The organism is Rhodoferax ferrireducens (assembly GCF_031458075.1).
Classification (GTDB): Bacteria; Pseudomonadota; Gammaproteobacteria; order Burkholderiales; family Burkholderiaceae_C; genus Rhodoferax_B; species Rhodoferax_B ferrireducens_A.
The window spans coordinates 43,690-62,542 of the sequence record NZ_JAVDXT010000001.1; the positions used below are offsets into that span (position 1 = coordinate 43,690).

At 66.5% G+C, this 18,853-nt stretch carries 13 protein-coding genes; 6 read left to right on the top strand and 7 right to left on the bottom strand.

What is annotated here, in order from left to right:
• Positions 1–174 precede the first annotated feature (174 nt).
• Entirely contained in the window at positions 175–2,349 is a 2,175-nt protein-coding gene (locus J2X19_RS00205) for a LamG-like jellyroll fold domain-containing protein (protein ID WP_405048613.1), read from the top strand.
• 73 nt (positions 2,350–2,422) lie between these two features.
• Here the strand turns inward: J2X19_RS00205 and J2X19_RS00210 are convergent, their stop codons facing one another.
• The 6 genes from J2X19_RS00210 to J2X19_RS00235 form a co-directional block, all read right to left on the bottom strand.
• Entirely contained in the window at positions 2,423–3,682 is a 1,260-nt protein-coding gene (locus tag J2X19_RS00210) for a sugar ABC transporter permease (protein WP_310369561.1), read from the bottom strand.
• Positions 3,683–3,690: 8 nt separating this feature from the next.
• Positions 3,691–4,512, bottom strand: coding sequence for an ATP-binding cassette domain-containing protein (locus J2X19_RS00215; protein ID WP_092758262.1), 822 nt, complete (start codon positions 4,510–4,512; stop codon positions 3,691–3,693).
• A 7-nt stretch (positions 4,513–4,519) separates the two neighbouring features.
• Positions 4,520–5,599 (bottom strand): ABC transporter substrate-binding protein, encoded by a 1,080-nt coding sequence (locus tag J2X19_RS00220; protein ID WP_310369566.1) that lies wholly within the window; start codon positions 5,597–5,599, stop codon positions 4,520–4,522.
• Positions 5,600–5,665: 66 nt separating this feature from the next.
• Positions 5,666–7,231 (bottom strand): FGGY-family carbohydrate kinase, encoded by a 1,566-nt coding sequence (locus tag J2X19_RS00225; protein WP_310369568.1) that lies wholly within the window; start codon positions 7,229–7,231, stop codon positions 5,666–5,668.
• Positions 7,232–7,233: 2 nt separating this feature from the next.
• On the bottom strand, positions 7,234–7,962 hold the full coding sequence (locus tag J2X19_RS00230) for an SDR family oxidoreductase (RefSeq protein ID WP_310369570.1): 729 nt from the start codon (positions 7,960–7,962) through the stop codon (positions 7,234–7,236).
• 125 nt (positions 7,963–8,087) lie between these two features.
• A complete protein-coding gene (locus J2X19_RS00235) occupies positions 8,088–8,969 on the bottom strand; it encodes a helix-turn-helix domain-containing protein (RefSeq protein WP_310369572.1) in 882 nt (293 codons plus the stop codon).
• 338 nt (positions 8,970–9,307) lie between these two features.
• On the opposite strand from J2X19_RS00235, the gene J2X19_RS00240 reads away from it, so the two are divergent.
• The 5 genes from J2X19_RS00240 (at position 9,308) to J2X19_RS00260 (ending at position 17,685) form a co-directional block, all read left to right on the top strand.
• Positions 9,308–10,564 carry a lipoprotein-releasing ABC transporter permease subunit gene (locus tag J2X19_RS00240; protein ID WP_092758257.1) on the top strand — a complete coding sequence of 419 codons (1,257 nt, stop codon included), beginning with the start codon at positions 9,308–9,310 and terminating at the stop codon, positions 10,562–10,564.
• On the top strand, positions 10,557–11,279 hold the full coding sequence (lolD, locus tag J2X19_RS00245; RefSeq protein WP_310369575.1) for a lipoprotein-releasing ABC transporter ATP-binding protein LolD: 723 nt from the start codon (positions 10,557–10,559) through the stop codon (positions 11,277–11,279). The genes J2X19_RS00240 and lolD overlap by 8 nt, the downstream gene beginning before the upstream one ends.
• A 141-nt stretch (positions 11,280–11,420) precedes the next feature.
• Positions 11,421–13,199: a cyclic nucleotide-binding and patatin-like phospholipase domain-containing protein gene (locus J2X19_RS00250; RefSeq protein ID WP_310369577.1), complete on the top strand. Its 1,779-nt coding sequence runs from the start codon at positions 11,421–11,423 to the stop codon at positions 13,197–13,199.
• Positions 13,187–17,026, top strand: a complete 3,840-nt coding sequence (locus J2X19_RS00255; RefSeq protein ID WP_310369579.1) for a non-ribosomal peptide synthetase — start codon at positions 13,187–13,189, stop codon at positions 17,024–17,026. Before J2X19_RS00250 ends, J2X19_RS00255 begins: the two co-directional genes overlap by 13 nt.
• Positions 17,023–17,685 carry a TVP38/TMEM64 family protein gene (locus tag J2X19_RS00260; RefSeq protein ID WP_165830812.1) on the top strand — a complete coding sequence of 221 codons (663 nt, stop codon included), beginning with the start codon at positions 17,023–17,025 and terminating at the stop codon, positions 17,683–17,685. The genes J2X19_RS00255 and J2X19_RS00260 overlap by 4 nt, the downstream gene beginning before the upstream one ends.
• Here J2X19_RS00260 and J2X19_RS00265 read toward each other — a convergent pair.
• Complete coding sequence (locus tag J2X19_RS00265; protein ID WP_310369583.1) at positions 17,682–18,704, bottom strand: hypothetical protein; 1,023 nt, start codon at positions 18,702–18,704, stop codon at positions 17,682–17,684. The two genes, J2X19_RS00260 and J2X19_RS00265, sit on opposite strands and share 4 nt — an antisense overlap.
• Positions 18,705–18,853 lie beyond the last annotated feature (149 nt).

An 18,853-nucleotide genomic window follows, 5' to 3' on the forward strand; every position in this document is an offset into this window, starting at 1 on the left:
GCCTGCCACCGGGCGCGCCTGTTGCCATCTTCCTTGTACCCATCCCAAGAGAAAGTGACCATGAAAAAATTGAAGCCGTACCAGACGATTGCCCGCGACCTTGGCTCCGACGCCGCCAGCCGACCGGTTGAACCCTTGGATGCATGCGGCGAACCGAGCCAAACGGTAGACAGCATGTCGCGGCGCATGTTCTTGTACGGTCTGGGTGTGTTGGGGCTGCCTGCTTGCGGTGGCGGTGCATCCGACTCTGGCGCTACCGCTTCGACGGCGTCAACTTCTACCAGCGTGGCATTCGCCGCTTCGGAATCAAGCACGTTGGTGTCCGACGCCACGTCAGCCAACTCAAGCACGGAGGTGTCTACGGCGAGGGTGTTCGTGCATCCTGGTCTATTGCACACCGAGGCCGACTTTGAGCGCATGCGCTCCAAGGTGGCGGCGCTCGCCCAGCCCTGGACCGACGGATGGAATGCCTTGACCTCGAACGGACGTTCTCAGCTCGGCGCAAGCCCGCGTCCCTTGGAGACCGTGGTGCGGGGTGGTACCGGTCAGAACTTCGCGCAGATGTACATCGATATCGCGCGGGCTTACCAGCTCGCCTTGCGCTGGCAGGTGTCGGGCGATACCCGCTATGCCGATCTGGCGGTGACGTTTCTCAATGCATGGTCGTCTACGCTGAAGACCGTGACCGGCAATGCCGACCGCTTCCTGGCCGCTGGCATCTACGGCTACCAGTTCGCCAATGCCGCCGAGATCATGCGCAGCTACTCCGGGTGGGCCGCGGCGGATTTCGCGCGCTTCCAGAACATGATGCTCACCGTTTTCTATCCGCTCAGCAGCGACTTTCTTGCGCGGCACAACGGTGCGGAGATCACCAACTACTGGGCCAATTGGGACCAGTGCTCCCTGGCCTGCATCCTGGCCGTTGGCGTGCTTTGCGACCGTGTGGATATTTACGACGAAGCAATGGGTTACTACAAGAACGGGCAGGGCAATGGCGCCGGGCTGGAGGCCGTCTACCATGTGCACCCAGGCTACCTCGGCCAATGGCAGGAAAGCGGGCGCGACCAGGGGCATTGCACACTGGGCATTGGGCTGGCAGGTGCTTTCTGCGAGATGGCCTGGAACCAAGGTGATGATTTGTACGGCTACGAAAACAACCGCTTCCTGGCTGGCGCCGAGTATGTGGCCAAGACCAACTTGCTTGACGCCAACGGCGCGTTCTACGTGATGCCGTACCTGACCAACAAGAACAAGCAAGGCTCGCAAACGCAATTGTCCACGGCCGGGCAGGGCAGTGTTCGCCCGATTTGGGAGTCGGTCTATAACCACTACGCGGGCCGCCGCGGTATCGCGGCGCCCTACTGTGCGCTGCAGGTGGCGCAGCTGCATCCAGAGCGCGATGGCAGCAATGGCGACCAGTTGGGTTTTGGCACCCTGACCTTTTCGCGCGATCCTCTTGCCGCCAGCCCAAGCGGGTTGACCGCGCAGTGCAGCGGTCAGCAGGTCATCCTGTCGTGGTGGGGTGTCCCCAATGCGAGCAGCTATACCGTTAAGCGCGCCACCAGCCAGGGCGGGCCCTACACAACCACGGTCGCCTCCGGCATTACGGATCTGCTCACCTACACAGACACCAATGTGGACGGTGCGGCTGCTTATTACTACGTGGTGACAGCCGCCACGGCATCGGGCGAAACCGCGCCTTCTGCAGAGGCCAAAGCCATCATCACGCCCGAATTGCTGGTGCGGCTGCGGTTCAACGAAACCAGTGGAACTGCGGCGGCCGATGCCAGCGGCAACGGGTACACCGGCAGCTTGGTCAACGGGCCGCTGTGGGTGGCGGGGCGTACCGACAATGCCGTGTCTTTGGACGGGACCGATGATTATGTAAGCCTGCCTGACGGGGTGGTCGCCGACCTTGCGGACTTCAGTATTGCGACCTGGGTGTTCGTGGACGCGGCAGGGACCTGGGCACGGGTTTTCGACTTCGGCTCGGGCGCCCGGCGTTCTATGTTTTTGACGCCCAGGAACGGTAGCGGCGTTGTCCGCTATGCCATCTCCACCGTGCATGCGTACAACGAACAGGTGATCGACGGCAGTACGGCGTTGCCCACCGGCCAATGGGTGCATGTCGCCGTAACCCTTTCCGGCACAGTCGGTACTCTCTACGTCAACGGCAGCGTTGCCGGCACCAACACGGCAATGACGCTCGCTCCCTTCCGCCTGGGCGGCACGACACAGAACTGGATTGGCCGGTCCCAGTACCCGGACCCCTATCTGAAGGGCCGTGTACAGGACTTCCGCATCTATCGCGGCGCCCTCAGCGCCGCGGAGATCGCCGCGCTGGTGTAGCTGAAACCGGCGTTGAACGCCGGCCAGCCGGCGGCCTCGGTTTTTGGTAGGTGGCCGCTCACATCTGAAGCGCTCAAGCGCGGCCGTGCGATACGCGCGACTGGCGGGCCAGCGAGTCGACGATGACGGCGATGGCCAGCACCGCACCGGTAATCATGTAGCGCAGCGACGAGGACAAGTCCAGCAAGGTCAGGCCGCTGGAGATCGACTGGATCACGATGATGCCCAGCAAGGCCGAATACGCGCTGCCGCGTCCGCCGAACAGGCTGGTGCCGCCGATGACGGCTGCCGCAATCGCGTTCAGGTTTACGTCGCCGGTGCCGGCCTGCTGGCTGGCCGAGGCCAGGCGCGAGGATGCCAGCACGCCACCGAAAGCCGCCAGCACGGCGCACAGCACAAAGGCGCTGGAGTAGATCTTGTGCACATCGATGCCGGCCCGGCGTGCGGCTTCGCGATTCCCTCCGACGGCATTCACCATGCGGCCCCATTGGGTGCGCTTCAGCAGGTAGTCCAGCCCCACCACCAGGCCCATGAAGATGCCGAACATCCAGGGAATACCGCGGTCCTGGTAGAAGTACAGCGTGATCAGTTCCAGCACCACGGTAATGGCCAGCGTGCGCAGCAGCAGTTGTTGCAGCGACTCGGTCGACAGGCCGACACTGCGGCGGCGGGCCGCGGTGCGAAAGCCGGCCAGGAACATCACCCCGCCAGCCAGGGCCACCACTGTGTAGGCCAACCAGGCCGGCATGAACACCGACTGGCCCAGGTTCACCAAGGGCGAGTCGTAGGGCAGGTTGATGGAGCCGGTGCCGCCCAACACATACAGCTGCGCGCCCAGAATGGCCAGCAGGCCGGCCAGGGTTGAGACAAAGCTGGGCATGCCGAAGCGGTTGAACAGCTGGGCATACAGCAGGCCGATGGCGGCACCGGTCGCCACCGCCGCGGCGATTGCCAGGCCCACCGGCCAGCCATGGTTGACCCACAGCACGCCGACGATGGCCGAGGCAAAGCCGCTGACCGAACCCACCGACAGATCGATCTCGCCGACCATCAGGATGCAGACGATGCCCAGCGAGATCACGCCGATGGTGGATGCATCGAACAGCATGTTGATCAGGTTCTGGCTGGACAGGAAAATCGGGTTGATGCTCTGGAACACGGTCCAGATGATCGCCAACCCGACGACCACCGGCAGCGAGCCCAGGTCACCGGCGCGGACCCGGTCGAGGAAGCTGCGGATGCTGCCCATCACGCCGGTGGCGACCTGGTAGCGTTCGTCGCTGCGGTCGAGCAGCGGTGTGGCGGGGGCGGTGGTGTGCTTAGCGCTTGTCATGGTGGTTCTTATGCTGTCTGGTTGAGTTGGGCCTGGCGCCGGCCGGAGCGGCGCGAGACGGAGTTGTCCGATGCGCCGGTGATGGCACTGACCAGTTCCTGGTTGGAGGCGTCGGGAGCGAACACACCGTTGTTCTTGCCCAGGCGCAGTACCACGATGCGGTCGGCCACGGCGCGTACGTCTTCCATGTTGTGGCTGATCATCACCACGCCCAGGCCTTTGTCGCGCACCCTCTCAATAAGGTCCAACACCTCGGCGGTCTGGGCCACGCCGAGTGCCGCCGTGGGTTCGTCCAGCAGGATCAGTTTCGGGTTCAGCAGCAGGGACCGCGCGATGGCCACCGTCTGGCGCTGGCCGCCGGACAGCGAGGCCACCGGAATGCGCACGCTGGGGATGCGGGCCGACAGCTCGTTCAGCAGCTTCCAGGCGGTGACTTCCATGCTGACCTCATCGAGGTGCAGCGGGCTCAGCTCTTTGCCGAGAAAGATGTTGGCCACTACGTCGAGGTTCTCGCACAGCGCCAGGTCCTGGAACACGGTGGCGATGCCCAGCGCCAAGGAGGCGCCCGGGTCGGCCAGGGTCACCGGCTGGCCGCAGAAGTGCATGCTGCCGGTGGTCGGCTGGTGCACGCCGGACAGGATCTTGACCAGCGTGGACTTGCCCGCACCGTTGTCGCCAACCAAGGCAACCACCTCTCCCGCATGCACGTCGAGATCGATATCGGTCAAAGCCGCCACCGCGCCGAAGCGCTTGGAGACGCCACGCAGACGCAGCACCGGTTCGCGGGCCGTGGGTCCAGCAGCAGGGTGTTGTATTGGTTGTGCAGCCATGGTGTGTTTACTTGGTGATGCCGAGTTTCTTGCAGCCGTCCGCATAGCGGTCGACACAGAGTACGGCCGGGGTCTGGATCGGCTTGCCGCTGACCATCTTGTCGATGATTTCGGCCTTCAGGTTTTCGGCCGTCACCACGGCGGGTACGAACAGCTGCGACGGTGTGCCGTACAGCGTGGTCTCGGCTTTTGGGGTTTCACCGGCCAGCAGCTTCACCACCACCTGGGCGGCGGCCGCGGCCACGGTTTCGCTGGGCTTGGAGATGGTGTTGTACTGGTCGCCGGCGATGATCAGCTGCAGCGCCGCGATGGTGGCGTCGTTGCCGGAGACCAGGGGCACGGGGTTCATGCCGGCCGCCTTGAAAGCCGCAATTGCGCCGCCGCCGGTGCCGTCATTGGCAGCCACCACGCCGATGATCTTCTTGCCGAACCGCGAGATCTGGCCGCTGGCCCATTGCTGGGCTTTGGCGGGCACCCAGTCCGGCGTGTCGTATTCAGCCAGGATCTTGTAGCCGCTGTTGTCCAGGCTGGAGTGGATGCCCTTCTTGATCAGCCCGGCAGCTGCGTCGGTGGGCGAGCCATTGATCTGCAGCAGGCCCACGTCGTTGGGCGACACGCCCTTGGCCTTCAGACGGGCCACCAGCGAGTCGGCAATCGCCTTGCCAATGCCTTCGTTGTTGAACGACACGTAGTAGTCGGCTTTGGCGTCGGGGATGGGGCGGTCGTAGGCGACGACCTTGATGCCCTTAGCCTGGGCCTGCTTGACCAGCGAGGCGGCGGCTGTGGAGTCCACCGGGTCCAGCACGATAGCTTTCACGCCCTGCGAAACCACCGAATTGAATTGCTGCTGCTGGCGCGATGCATCACCGTCGGCGTTCTGGTACAGCACTTCGCAGGCCGCGCAGAGCTTTTTCATCTCTGCCACGAAGCCGGGCTTGTCATGCTCTTCGTAGCGGGTGGACGACTGGTCGGGCATCAGGAACGCGATCTTGGCCGGCGTGATGCTCTGGGCAAAGGCTTGGGTGTACAGCGCGGTGGTGCCGAGCACCAGGGTGGCCAGTGCGGCAGCGTGTGTACGTTTGTGCATGTCTATCTCCTATGGATGTAATTCTTAAATTCGAAATTCAACAATGGCAGGGTGTCAAAGCGATGGTTAGGTCGTCGGTGTGTCTCCTTGGGGCGGTTGTCGCAGGCGGTGCATGGTTGGTTTGAGTGCGGGGTACAGCTCCACGTACTGGGCAAACAAGTCGTTGTAGGCGGCGTGGGCTGCGGCTTGGGGCGTGGTGCGCAGCACCGGCCTGACCCAGCCGCGGCGCACCGCGTCGGCGTCGATCAGGCCCGCGCCAAAGGCGGCCAGCATGGCCGCGCCCAGCGAGGCTTCCACGTCGTCGGCCAGGGTGAACACCGGGCGGCCGGTGACGTCGGCAATGATCTGCATCCACATGTCGGAATGGCTGGCGCCGCCGACCACCACGAGACGCTCGTCCAGCTGGGCAATACCTTTCACGCCGGCTTCGATGTTGTGGCGCAGCGCGTAGCTCACACCCTCCAGCACCGCGCGGTACAGGTTGGCACGGCCGTGGTGCAGGCCCAGGCCGACGAAGGCGCCGCTGGCCTGCGCGTCCCATACGGGGCTGCGCTCGCCCATCAGGTACGGCAGAAACAGCAGGCCGTCGCTGCCCGGTGGCAGTGGCGCGGCGTCTTTTTCTAGCAGGCTGTGCGGGTCCACGCCCAGCGCCTTGCCGGTGGCGATCTCGGCCTGGCAAAAGGTTTCGCGGAACCAGGTGACCGAGGCGCCGGCAGTGATAGCGCCACCGAATACATATAAATCTTGGGCGCCGTTGAACACATGCGGCATGCTGATCAGGCCGTGGCGCGCATCGACGCTGGGGCGTACCGTGCCCCAGCACATGCTGGTGCCAATCATCGCCACATGGTTGCCGGGCTGGGCTGCGCCAGCAGCCAGCGTGGCGACCGCGGCATCGACACCACCGGCCACCACAGGAATACCTGCGGGCAGGCCCAGGCGCTCGGCCCAGGCCGGCAGCAGCGGGCCGACCACGCCGCTGGACTCGACCAGGCGGTCCGGCATCATGCGGCGCGGAATGCTCAGCATCTGCAGGGCTTCATCCGACCAGCCGCGTGCTTTCACGTCGTAGACGCCACCGATATTGCCGGCCGAACTGTGGTCTACCGCCACCTCGCCGGTCAGGCGGGCATTTACATAGCTGTTCGGTGGCAGAAACTGCTGGGTGCGGGCCCACACGGCGGGTTCTTTTTCGCGCAGCCAGAGCATCTTGGTGTAGCCGTAGTAGCTGTCCACGCCGTTGCCGGTGATATCAAAGAGGCGCTCCAGATCGACGTGGTCGCGCACCCAGCGCACCTCGTCCTGCGCCCGCCGGTCCATCCAGATCAGGCTCGGGTACAGGGCCTCGCCCTGCGCATCCACCGGGATACCGCTGCCGCCATACAGGCTGCTCACACATATGCTTTTGATAGCAGCTACCGCAATATCTGCCTGCGCTAGCACGCCTTTGATGCAATATTCCACGGCGTCCAGCCAGACATCCGGCCACTGCTGTGCCCACAGCGGTTTCGGCGTTTCCACCTGGTAGCCTTGGGCGCACTGGGCCACGATTTCGCCCTGCGCGCTGACCAACACCGCCTTGGTGCTTTGGGTGCCTATATCGACACCGATGACATACGTTGTGTGTTGCATGGTCAGAGGTCTACGCTTAGCGGCAGGATCACCAGGTCACGTATCGTCACCGTGCGCGGCCGGGTCAGCATGAACAGCACGGCGTCGGCGACTTCCTGCGGCTGCATCAGGCTGCCGTTGGCCAGGGCTTCGTCCATCTTGGCCTTGGGCCAGTCGTCGAGCAGGGCGGTGACGACGGGGCCCGGGGCCACCGCGCCGATGCGGACGCCGTGCGGGGCGATCTGGCGCCGCACGGTGTGCACAAAGGCCTGCACCGCGAATTTGGAGGCGGTGTAGATCGGCTCCCACATCACCGGCACCAGGCCGGCGATCGAGCTGGTGACGATGATGTCGCCGCTGCGCCGTTCGATCATGTGCGGCAGCACCGCGTGGATCGAGCGGAAGGTGGCGTTGATGTTCAGGTTCAGCATCCGGTCCCAGGCGTCGGGGTCGCCGGTGGCCACCTCGCCACCCACATAGGCGCCGGCATTCGCATGGAAGATGTCGAGCTGGCCGGCGCGGGCCAGGATGGACGGCAGCATGGTGGCCACGCTGGCGCTGTCCAGCAGATCCACCGTCAGCGGAATCGCGCGCTCGCCGAGCTCGGCGCACAGTGCGGCCAGCCGGTCGGTGGCGCGGTCGACCAGGAACACGGTGGCGCCGGCCGCCAGCATGGCCTTGGCGCATTCCAGTCCTATGCCGGAAGCGGCGCCGGTGACGGCCGCGACCTTTCCATCGAGTGCTTGCTTCATTTTGCTTGTCTCCAGGGGCGGTTGGTGTTCATGTCGGTGGGTGTTTAAAAGGTTGTGGGCAAAGCTCCGCCCAGGCCGCCGTCGGGCGGCCGCTTGTACAGAGCGGATGGGGTGGCGTGGGGGCGCTAGCCCAGCGCCGCGCAGTCCTCGTTCAGGCGGTAGTACTGCCGGAACTTGGAGGGCGGCATGGTCTTCTGCGCCAGAAACTGGCGGTTGAAGTTGGACACATTGCTGAAGCCGCAGGCGTAGCAGACGTCGGTGACCGGCGTGTCGCTGGAGATCAGCATCTCGCAGGCCTTGTTGATGCGCAGGCGGTTCAGGTACTGGATGAAGGGCACATCGGTATGCCGGCGGAAGAAGCGCGAAAACGCGCTGGCCTCCATGCCCGCATAGCGCGCCAGGTCGGCTTCGCTGAGCTGTTCGTCCAGGTGCTCGGCCAGGTAGCTGAGCACCTGGTTGATGGTGGACGACTGGTAGCCCTGCGGATCGGGCTGGAAGGTGGGTGTGGCCAGCAGCGTGCTGTCATGGGCCGTGGCCAGAATCTCCAGCAGGCTCAGGAACTTGTGCACGCGCTGGAAGCCCTTGGCGTGCAGCAGCTCTTCCATCAGCGGTGCGGCCTTGGCCGAGGTGCTGGGCGAGAACAGGATGCCGCGCTGCGCGTCTACCAGCAGGCGCTCCAGCTGGCCCAGTTCGGGGAAGGCCTCGATCCCGCCCATGATGCTTTTGCCGGAGAACTGCAGCACCCGGCAGCGCTCGGGCACGGGCTGGTTGTCGGGCACTTCGCTGATCCAGTTGTGCGGCACGTTCGGCCCCACCATGTAGAGCTGGCCGGGCTCGAAGGTGCCGGTGTGGTCGCCCACATAGAAACGGCCCGAGGTATGGGTCACCAGGTTCAGCTCGTACTCGGGGTGGAAGTGCCAGCGCACCGTTTCATACGGATAGCCGTGCGTCCAGACCTTGAAGGACTCCTGCTGCTGAATGCCTACCAGTTCGAGGTAAGGGGACATCACGGTCTCCGGCTGTGGTTATGGGTGCAGGGAGCGCAGACCCCGGGTCTGCTGCATCCTCTGTGCGAATGCCTGTAGCTTAGCCAGCCACCCAGGGGCTTACTACTGCGCAAGCCGCGCATCTCTGATACTTTTTTGGCTTATAGGGTAAGCACTTAGTTTGTATCAGTGACTCGAAAAATGCGGTGGGAATGCGCCATGAACTACAAGCTTTTTAGGCCTCTAGCGCAGCTGGTACCTGCGCAGGCAGCTATTGTTTACATAGCAAATTGCCCTTGCCAAGCTGGCGTTGCAGGCGCAATGCCACAATCGCCGCTGTTTTCGCTCTCTACCGCTCCATGCAAATCCCCTACGAACTCCTGGTGGGCTGGCGCTACACCCGGGCTGGCCGCGCCACCCGGCGCAATGGCTTCATCTCCTTCATCTCCGGCGTCTCCATGCTCGGCATTGCGCTGGGCGTGGCGGCGCTGATCATCGTGCTCAGCGTGATGAACGGCTTCCAGAAAGAGGTGCGCGACCGCATGCTGTCGGTGGTCGCGCATATCGAGGTGTTCGCCCCGAACGGCGAGGCCTTGCCCGATGTGGCCAAGACCCTGGCCGAGGTGAAGCGCAACCCGGCCGTCATTGGTGCTGCACCTTTCATAGCAAGCCAGGCATTGCTGGCGCGCGGCGACGACATGAAGGGCACTATCGTGCGGGGCATAGACCCGGCGCATGAGGGCGAGGTCACCGACCTGGCCGTGGCCCTGCCCAAGGCGGTGATGGAGCGCCTGGTGCCCGGCCAGTTCGGCGTGGTGCTGGGGGCCGAGCTGGCGCGCAGCCTGGGCGTGCGCGAGGGCGACCCGGTGACCCTGATCGCGCCCAGCGGCCAGGTGACACCGGCCGGCGTGGTGCCGCGCCTGAAGCAGATGACGGTGGTCGGCACCTTCGATTCCGGCCATTTTGAATACGACTCGGCGCTGCTGATGATGCACATGGACGACGCGGCGCGCATCTTCCGCCTGGAAGGCCCGACCGGCATCCGCGTGCGCCTGCAGGACCTGCACCAGGCCCGCCAGGTGGCGCAGCAGCTGGCCGACAGCCTCAGCGGCAACCTGCTGATCCGCGACTGGACCCAGCAGAACAAGACCTGGTTTGCTGCCGTCGAGCTGGAAAAACGCATGATGTTCATCATCCTGACCCTGATCGTGGCCGTGGCCGCGTTCAACCTGGTCAGCACCCTGGTGATGACGGTGACCGACAAGCGCGCCGACATCGCCATCCTGCGCACCCTGGGCGCCAGCCCGAAAAGCATCATGGGCATTTTCATGGTGCAGGGCGCGATGGTCGGCGTGATGGGCACCTTTGCCGGCCTGGCGCTGGGCCTGGGCATTGCCTTCAATATCGACGTGATCGTGCCGGCGCTGGAGCAGCTGTTCCACGCCAGCTTCTTGCCCAAAGAGGTGTACTTCATCAGCCGCATGCCGAGCGAGCCGCAGCAGTCCGACATCGTGCCGATCGCGGTGATATCGCTGATCCTGGCCTTCCTGGCCACCATTTACCCGAGCTGGCACGCCAGCCGCGTCAACCCTGCAGAAGCGCTCCGTTATGAATAAGCCTGTATTGCAAGCCAATGGCTTGACCAAGCGTTTCACCGAAGGCCGGCTCGATGTGACCGTGCTCAAGGGCGTGGACCTGCAGGTATTTGCCGGCGAAACCGTGGCCATCGTCGGTGCCTCTGGTTCGGGCAAGAGCACCTTGCTGCACCTGCTGGGCGGGCTGGACGCGCCGACCAGCGGCTCGGTGCTGCTGCATGGGCAGGACCTGGCCAGCCAGGGCCCGGCCGAGCAGGGCCAGTTGCGGAATCAGCACCTGGGTTTTGTCTACCAGTTCCACCACCTGCTGCCCGAATTCAGCGCGCTGGACAATGTTGCCATGCCCCTATGGATTCGGCGTATGCCGCTCGCCGAGGCTGCGCAGCAGGCTACCAAAATGCTAGCAAGCGTAGGCCTGAGCGAGCGCATCCACCACCGGCCGGCCGAGCTGTCCGGCGGCGAGCGCCAGCGCGTCGCCATCGCCCGCGCCCTGGTGGCCCAACCGGCCTGCGTGCTGGCCGACGAGCCCACCGGCAACCTGGACCGCAGCACCGCCGACGGCGTGTTTGCCCTGATGCTGCAGCTGGCGCGCGACCAGGGCACGGCCTTTGTACTGGTCACCCACGACGAGTCGCTGGCAGCCCGTTGCGGCCGCACCTTGCGCCTGAACCAAGGCCAGTTTGCCGTGCTGGACACGGCCCAGCCCGTACACCCGGGCTACGCTTCGCTTCTGTAAACCCGCTGTTGCACCGTTCCTGTGCGGACGTACACTGGTGAATTGTGTATTTTTGTATCGGGATCACGGCGCAGCGGCGCGCTGTGCGCCTATCGACAGCAGGCCAGGCGGCCATTACATGCAAAGCGCAGGAGTGGGTCCATGCTAGGTCAGGAGCAGTTTTACGGGCGGGCCCTCCAGGTGCTGCGCGACAGCCGGGTGTTCGGCAGCCTGGACGACGCCGTGCTGCACGACCTGGCCCGGCTGCTGGAGCGCCAGGACGTGCCCGGTGGCAGCATGGTGTTCGAAGAAGGGGCGCCGGCCGAAAGCATGTTCTTCGTGCTCACCGGACGCCTGCGCGTATCGCGCCGCAGTGCCGAGAGCGGTTTGCTGCTGTACAACGAAATCCGCTCCGGCGACAGCGTGGGCGAGACGGGCATGGTGCTGCAGCAGCCGCGCACCGCCGATGTCAGCGCGGTGCGCGATTCCACCCTGGCGGTGCTGCACCGCAGCCATTTCGAAACCCTGCTGTTGCGCCAGCCGCTGGCCGTGAACCGGGTGTTTTCGCAAGCCATTTTTGAGCACCTGCGCCACAGCGCGCGGGTGCTGCAGCGGCACCAGGCCCATGCCTTCGTAGTGCTGCCCCTGCCGGGCAGCACCGGCGCAGCCGAGGTGGCGCGCGGCCTGGCCCAGGCCCTGGGCCGGCTGGGCCGGGTGCACCACGTTACACCCGCAGCCGGCGCGGCCGAGGACCGGTTTGATGCGCTGGAAGACGCCAATGACTACCTGGTGTTGGAGGCCGATGGCGGAGCCGCTTCCCCCTCTTCCTGGACCCGGCGGGCCTTGCGCCAGGCCGACCAGGTGGTGTGGGTGGCCGACGCCGGCGCGTCTGCGGTGCCCAGTGCCGTGGAGCTGGGCCTGGCCAGCCAGCCCGGCGTCCAGATGAAGCGCCAGCACCTGGTGCTGTTGCATGCGGCCACGGCCGCGCTGCCTCAGGCCACCGGACCCTGGCGTCTGGGCCGCACGCTGGAGCGCATCTACCCGCTGCGCAGCCAGCAGAACGGCGACTATGCGCGCCTGGCGCGCTTTCTGACCGGCCGCGCCGTCGGCCTGGTGCTGGGCGGCGGCGGCGCCCGGGGCTTTGCCCATCTGGGCGTGCTGCGGGCTTTGCAGGAGGCCAAGATTCCGGTCGACCTGGTGGGTGGCAACAGCATGGGTGCGCTGATCGGTGCGCAATACGCGTGCGGCCTGCCGCTGGACAGCATCCGCGACCAGACCCGCACATTCGCCGAGGGCGGCGAGTGGCTGACCCTGCCCATCATCTCCCTGGTGTCGGGCCGCCGCGTGGCGCGCGATCTGCAGCGCATGTTCGGCGACACCCAGGTCGATGCGCTGTGGATGCCGTACTTTGCCGCGGCCTGCAACCTGACCACCGCCCGCACCACGGTGCAGGAGAGTGGCCCGCTGTGGCGCGCAGTGCTGGCCAGCAACTCGCCGGCCGGCCTGTTCCCGCCGGTGCTGCACGAGGGCCAGTTGCTGGTGGACGGTGCGATCCTGGAAAACGTGCCGGTCGACGCGATGCGCATGCGCCTGGGCGTGCCGCTGGAGAAGCGGCGCGGCAACGGCACCATCATCGCCATCGATGTCGATGTGCGCGAAGACATGGGCGTCGACCCGCGGCTGCAGCGGCTGTCGGTGCGCAGCAAGCTGAAGGCTTATTTTTCGCGTGCGGCGCACAGCCAGCCGGGGATTGCCGAAATCCTCTACCGCGCCGGCCACATCGGCGGCCTGAACCAGCGCGCCGCCACCCGGGCCCAGGCCGACCATTACCTGGAGCCGCCGGTGGCCGATTTTTCGCTGATGGCCTACCGTCGTGCCGATGAGATTGTCGAGGTGGGTTACCGCCATGCGATGGAGAAGATTGCCACATGGACAGAGTGAACCCCGGGCCGTCCGCCGAGGGGCTGAACCTCTCGCTCAGCCAGCATGAGGTCTGGCTGGACCAGCGCACCTGGGCGGGTAGTGCGCATTTGAATATCGGCGGCTGCTGCTTCTTGCAGGGGCCGCTGGACCTGGCGCGGTTCCGGCAGTCGCTGGAGCTGCTGGTCGCCGAAAGCGAGGCCTTGCGCCTGGCCCCCCTGGTCGATGGCCGCCAGGTGCTGCTGGCGCAGGGCAGCGCCAACCTGGAGCTGCTGGACATGAGTGCCGAGGCCCATCCCAAGGAGGCCATGCGCGCCTGGTGGCAGCAGCGCATGAAGCTGCCGTTTGCGCTGGACGGCACACCCCCTTGGCGCTTCACGCTGCTGCGCGGCCACGACAGCCTGCACGGGCTGACCATCCAGTTCCACCACCTGGTGATGGACGGCTGGGGCACGACCCAGGTGGGGCGGCGCTGGAGCGAGCTGTACAACGCGCTGGAAGCCGGTCGCGCGCCCGCTGTGCGGGTGGTACCCGGCTACCGGCAGTTCATCGACGAATCGCAGGGCTACCGCCAGTCGCCAGCGTTTGACCGCGATGCGGCCTATTGGCAGGCCCAAATCCCGGTGCTACCGGCACCGCTGATCGAGCGGCGCTACGCCAGCAGCCAGCAGCACGAGCTGCCCGAAGCCCGCGTGGGCTTGCAGCGCGTGGCCCGGGCCGACTACGACCGGCTCTGCCAGGTCGCCGCAGCCCAGGGCTCCAGCGCCTTCAATTTCTTCTTGGCTGCGCTGGTGCTGTACTTTGGCCGGATCGGCAACCGCCAGGAGGTGGTGGTCGGCGTGCCCAGCCTGAACCGCGGCGGCCGCCGCTACAGTGACACCCTGGGCATGTTTGTCGGCGTGATGCCGGTAGTGGTGCCGCTGACGCCGCAGATGACGGTGGGCGAGCTGCTGGCTGCCGTGGGCAGCGCCATGCGTTCGGCGCTGCGCCATCCGCGCTATCCGCTGAGCGAACTGGGCCGCACGCTGGAGCTGGCGCGGAACCGCCGCGAAGGCGTGTTTGACGTGCTGCTGTCGTTCGAGCGACAGGACTATGCGGTGTTCTTTGGCGCGGCCGAACTGGTCGAGCTGCGCCAGCTGTTTTCCGGCAAGGCCCGGTTTCCGCTGGGCGTGACAGTGTGCGAATTCCATGCCGAGCAGGATGTGGAGCTGGCCCTGGAAGCCAGCGCCGCCTGCTTTGCCGTGGGCGAGGTCGAGCTGCTGGGGCGCCGACTCTGGCATCTGGTGCAGGCCTGCATGGGTGCCCCCGACACGCTGGCGCACAGCCTGCCGCTGCTGCCGCCCGAGGAGCGTTGGGCGCTGGTCGACGGCCTGCACAAGGACGTGGCCGCCATGGCTTACGCCCAACCCTTTGTGTCGCTGTTCGAGCACCATGCCGGCCTGCGCCCCGAGGCCAGCGCGCTGGTCTGGAACGAGGGGGCGATGGACTACGCCACGCTGGATGCCGTCAGCACCCACCTGGCCTGGCGCCTGCGGGCCCTGGGCGCCGGCAAGGACCAGATCGTGGCCGTGCTGATGGAGCGCTCGGCCGACATGGTGGTGGCCATCCTTGCCGTGGCCAAGGCCGGTGCCGCGTTCCTGCCGCTGGATACCGATGCGCCGATAGGCCGGCTGGAAGCGGTGCTGCAGGAAAGCGGCGCCATCGCCGTGCTGCTGCAGCCGCAATCCGTAGAGCGGCTGGGCGGCCTGCACGCCTGCAGCCTGCAGGTGGACTGGCGGGAGGCCCAGGTCGAGGTGGCGCAGCACGGTGTGCCGCGCCTGGCGGCCCGGCCTGCGGCCAGCGACCTGGCCTATGTGCTGTTCACCTCCGGCTCCACCGGCCGTCCCAAGGGCGTGATGATCGAGCACGGTACGCTGGCGCGGCGCCTGGGCTGGTTGTCGCGCACCTATGCGGTGGAATGGCATGACCGCTCGGCCCAGGCCACGCAGCTGACCTTCGACCCCTCGCTGATCGAATTGCTGCTGCCGCTGGTGCATGGCGCCAGCGTGGCCCTGCCGCCGCCCGGGCGTTTGCTGCCCGAGTCGCTGGCCGACTTTGCGGTGCAGCACGGGGTCACCATCATGGCCTTTGTGCCCAGCACCATGAGCCGCTTTCTCGACACCGCGGGGCACCGGCGCGACCTGAAGCTGCGCGTTGCCTGCTGCGGCGGCGAGGTGCTGTCGCCCGAGCTGGCCCGCCGCTTCCTGAAGGAAACCGGCGCCCGTTTGTTCAATGTCTACGGCCCCACCGAAACGGCGATTTTTGCCACCGCCTGGGAATGCGACCACCCCCGCACCGATGGCGCACTGCCGATAGGCCGGCCGATTGACGACACCCGCATCTACGTGCTGGACCAGACGCTGCAGCCCATGCCCATGGGCGTGCCCGGCGAAATCTTCATCGGTGGCGATGCCATCGCGCGCGGCTACCTGAACCGCCCGGAGCTGGACGCCCAGGTGTTCCTGCCCGACCCCTACCGGCCCGGCGCCCGCATGTACCGCACCGGTGACCGGGGCTGGCTGGGCAGCGACGGCAATCTGCACTTCCTGGGCCGGCAGGACCGGCAGATCAAGCTGCGCGGCTACCGCATCGAGCTGGGCGAGATCGAGTCCGCGCTGTCGGCCATCGACGGCGTGCTGCAGGCCGCAGCCAAGCTGGTCGAGCGCAAGGGCAAGCCGCAGATCCAGGCCTGGGTGGCCGCAGTCGGCCATACCACCGTAGACCGCCTGCAAGCCGTGCTGCGGGCCCGCCTGCCGGACTACATGGTGCCCGGCGGCATCAGCATCTTGCCCAGTCTGCCCAGCAGTGCGGCCGGCAAGATCGACTACGACGCCTTGCCCGATCCGGGCCAGGCCAACGCCTTGCGCGAAGCCCGCGCGCCCAGCCGCACCTACGAGACCGAGCTGCTGGCGCTGTGGGAAGAGGTGCTGGACACCCGGCCGCTGGGCGTGCAGGACAATTTCTTCGACCTGGGCGGCGACTCGCTGGCCGCGGTCACCCTGCTGACCAGCATCGAGCAACTGGTCGGCCGCAAGGTGCCGATGTACCTGGTGACTGAGCACCCGACCATCGAAGGCCTGGCCCAGGCCCTGCTGGCCAAGGCCAAGGGCCCGAGCGTGATGGTCAACCTGGGTGCCGACACCGGCCGTGTACCCTTGTACCTGGCGGCCTCGGGCCATGGTGACCTGCTGCGCTTCCAGAACCTGGCCCGGGCGCTGGGCAATGCCTGCGAGGTGCATATGCTGCAGCCACCGTTCGCCCACCCGATCAAGAACATTAATGAGTTGGCCGAGCTGTATGCCGAGTGCATCCAGTCGCATGGCAAGCGGCCGGGCTTTCTGGCCGGCTTCTCGGTGGGCGGCATCCCGGCGTTGGAGGCGGCCCGGCTGCTGCGCCAGCGCGGCGTGCCGCTGCGCGGGCTGTTCCTGATCGATACCACCTACCCGGCGTCGCGCCTGGGCGGCACTATGTTCTGGCGCTTGTGCAGCTGGCTGGTGCGCCGCCTGCGGGTGCAGGAACTCAGCCTGAACGGGCGCCGCATGGGGGCGATGTTCAACGACCCCGGCCTGGTCAGCCAGGTGATGGCGCTGGACGGCTACCGTCCCGCGGGCTTCGACGGGCCGACCCTGCTGCTCAAGTCCTCGGGCCTGTCGAGCTGGGGGCGCTGGCTGTTCGGGCCCTGGCGCCGGCTCATGCCCAAGCACTTGTACGAGCACCAGATTCCTGGCCTGCACGGTTCCATCTTCGAACCCGGCAACGTCAACGAGCTGGCCAAGGTGATCGCCGATCGCATGGACATCGCGCCTTGAGCTCCTCTCTGCGTTGGCGGCTGCTGTGGTTGGTGCTGCTGCTGGCGGCCGTGCTGGGCCTGGCGATTGCCTGGAGCGCGTCGCCGCTGCGGGCCTGGCTGGACGTGGACCGCATCGTCGCCGGCCTGCAGCAGCTGGGCCAGTCGTTTGGTCCGGTGGCGGCCGTGGCCGGCTTTGCGCTGGCCAGTACCCTGGCCGTGCCCCTGTCTTTTCTGACCCTGGTGACCCTGGTGGCCTTCGGCCCCTGGGCTGGCGTGGGCTACACCCTGGCCGGGGCGCTGCTGGGGGCCGGTGCGAGCTACGGCCTGGGCCGGTTGCTGGGGCGCGAGGTGCTGCAGCGCCTGGGCGGTGCGCGGGTGAATGCGGTCAGCCGCCGGCTGGCCGAGCGGGGCGTGCTGGCGGTGATCGCGGTGCGCATGGTGCCGGTGGCGCCGTTTGCCATTGCCAATATGGTGGCCGGGGCCACGCACATCCGGCTGCGCGACATGCTGCTGGGTACGGCGCTGGGCATGGCACCCAGCACCCTGGTGATGGCGTTCTTCATGCAGCAGATCATTGCTGCGCTGCGCCAGCCCGGCCCCTTGACCATTGCCATCGTGTTGCTCACGCTGGGCCTGCTGGTGCTGGGCGCCTGGGTGCTGCGCCGCTGGCTGCGCTAGCCGCCTACCAGCGCGGCCCGCGCCGCAGCCGAGGGGAATACGCAGGCCACGTCGTGCGCGCAGCCGGGCACGATGACCAGGCTGCGCTGCGGCGCTGGAGCCAATAGCCGGCGCTCGTAGTCGGCATAGGCTTGCGCGCGCTGCAAGCGGTACGGCCCCTGGGCCTGGGCGGCACAGCTTTTGTCCAGGATTTTGTAGAAGGTGCCGGCGGCATTGCTGCTGTCCAACGCGCCCACCAGGTAGTGGATATCGGCCTGGGCATAGCGGGCCCGGGCTTCGGCAGCGCTGCGCCCCAGGCCGGCGGGCAGCTGCCCGGTGCCGTACTTCCAGCGCTGCACCGCGGGGCAGGCGGCCAGCGTGTCGGCCGGCCAGACCGGGTCGAAGTACAGCCAACTGCCGGGCGCTGCCACCACGTAGCGCAGCGCCACGCCAGCCGGTGGCAGGGCGGCAAAGCCAATGTAGTGCTGCACCATCTGCGCGCCCGCAGAAAAGCCGGCCACCGTGACCGTGCGCAGGCCGGGCCAGCGCTGCAGCAGCTCGCGCACCAGCGCATCCATGGCCGCAAACGAAGTCAGCGGGCTGCCGCGGGCTGGTTCGCCAGCGATCCAGGAGGCGCAGGTCCACAGCAGGTCGCCGGCTTCGGCGCTGGGCACGCCCGGGCTGCGGCAGTGGATTGCGTCGGCGCTGGCGACCTGGAACAGCGGCGCGACCACCAGGGTGCGGGCGCCGGTGCCGGCCTGCTGCACCGCCTGCCAGGCGGCCGTAAAGCTGGTCAGGGCATCGCGCGGGTGGCCGTGCACCGCGACCAAGACTGCCTTAGGGTCGCCGGGGCTGCTGGCGGGGTCTTGCGACGCAAAGTAGTGCAAGCGGCCGGTCTGCCCGGCCGGCGTGAAGCCCAGGTAGCAGGCGGATGGGCCACCGCAATCACCGGCCCAGGCCGGCAGGATGGCCGCCCCGGTTGCCAGCAGCGCACTGCCGAGCATTTTCAGAAACCATGAAAGCAGGCCGCGGGTATTCATTTGTGAGATTATGTATTTGCTGTGTGGATGCTGTATGGGGCGGCTTTGGTAAAATAATGTTCGGTATTGAAATAAAAGCCATCATCGATTATTTTGTTTTAAATGGCTTGGGGGCTGGGATTGTTAATAGATAAAACGGGCGTTGCTAC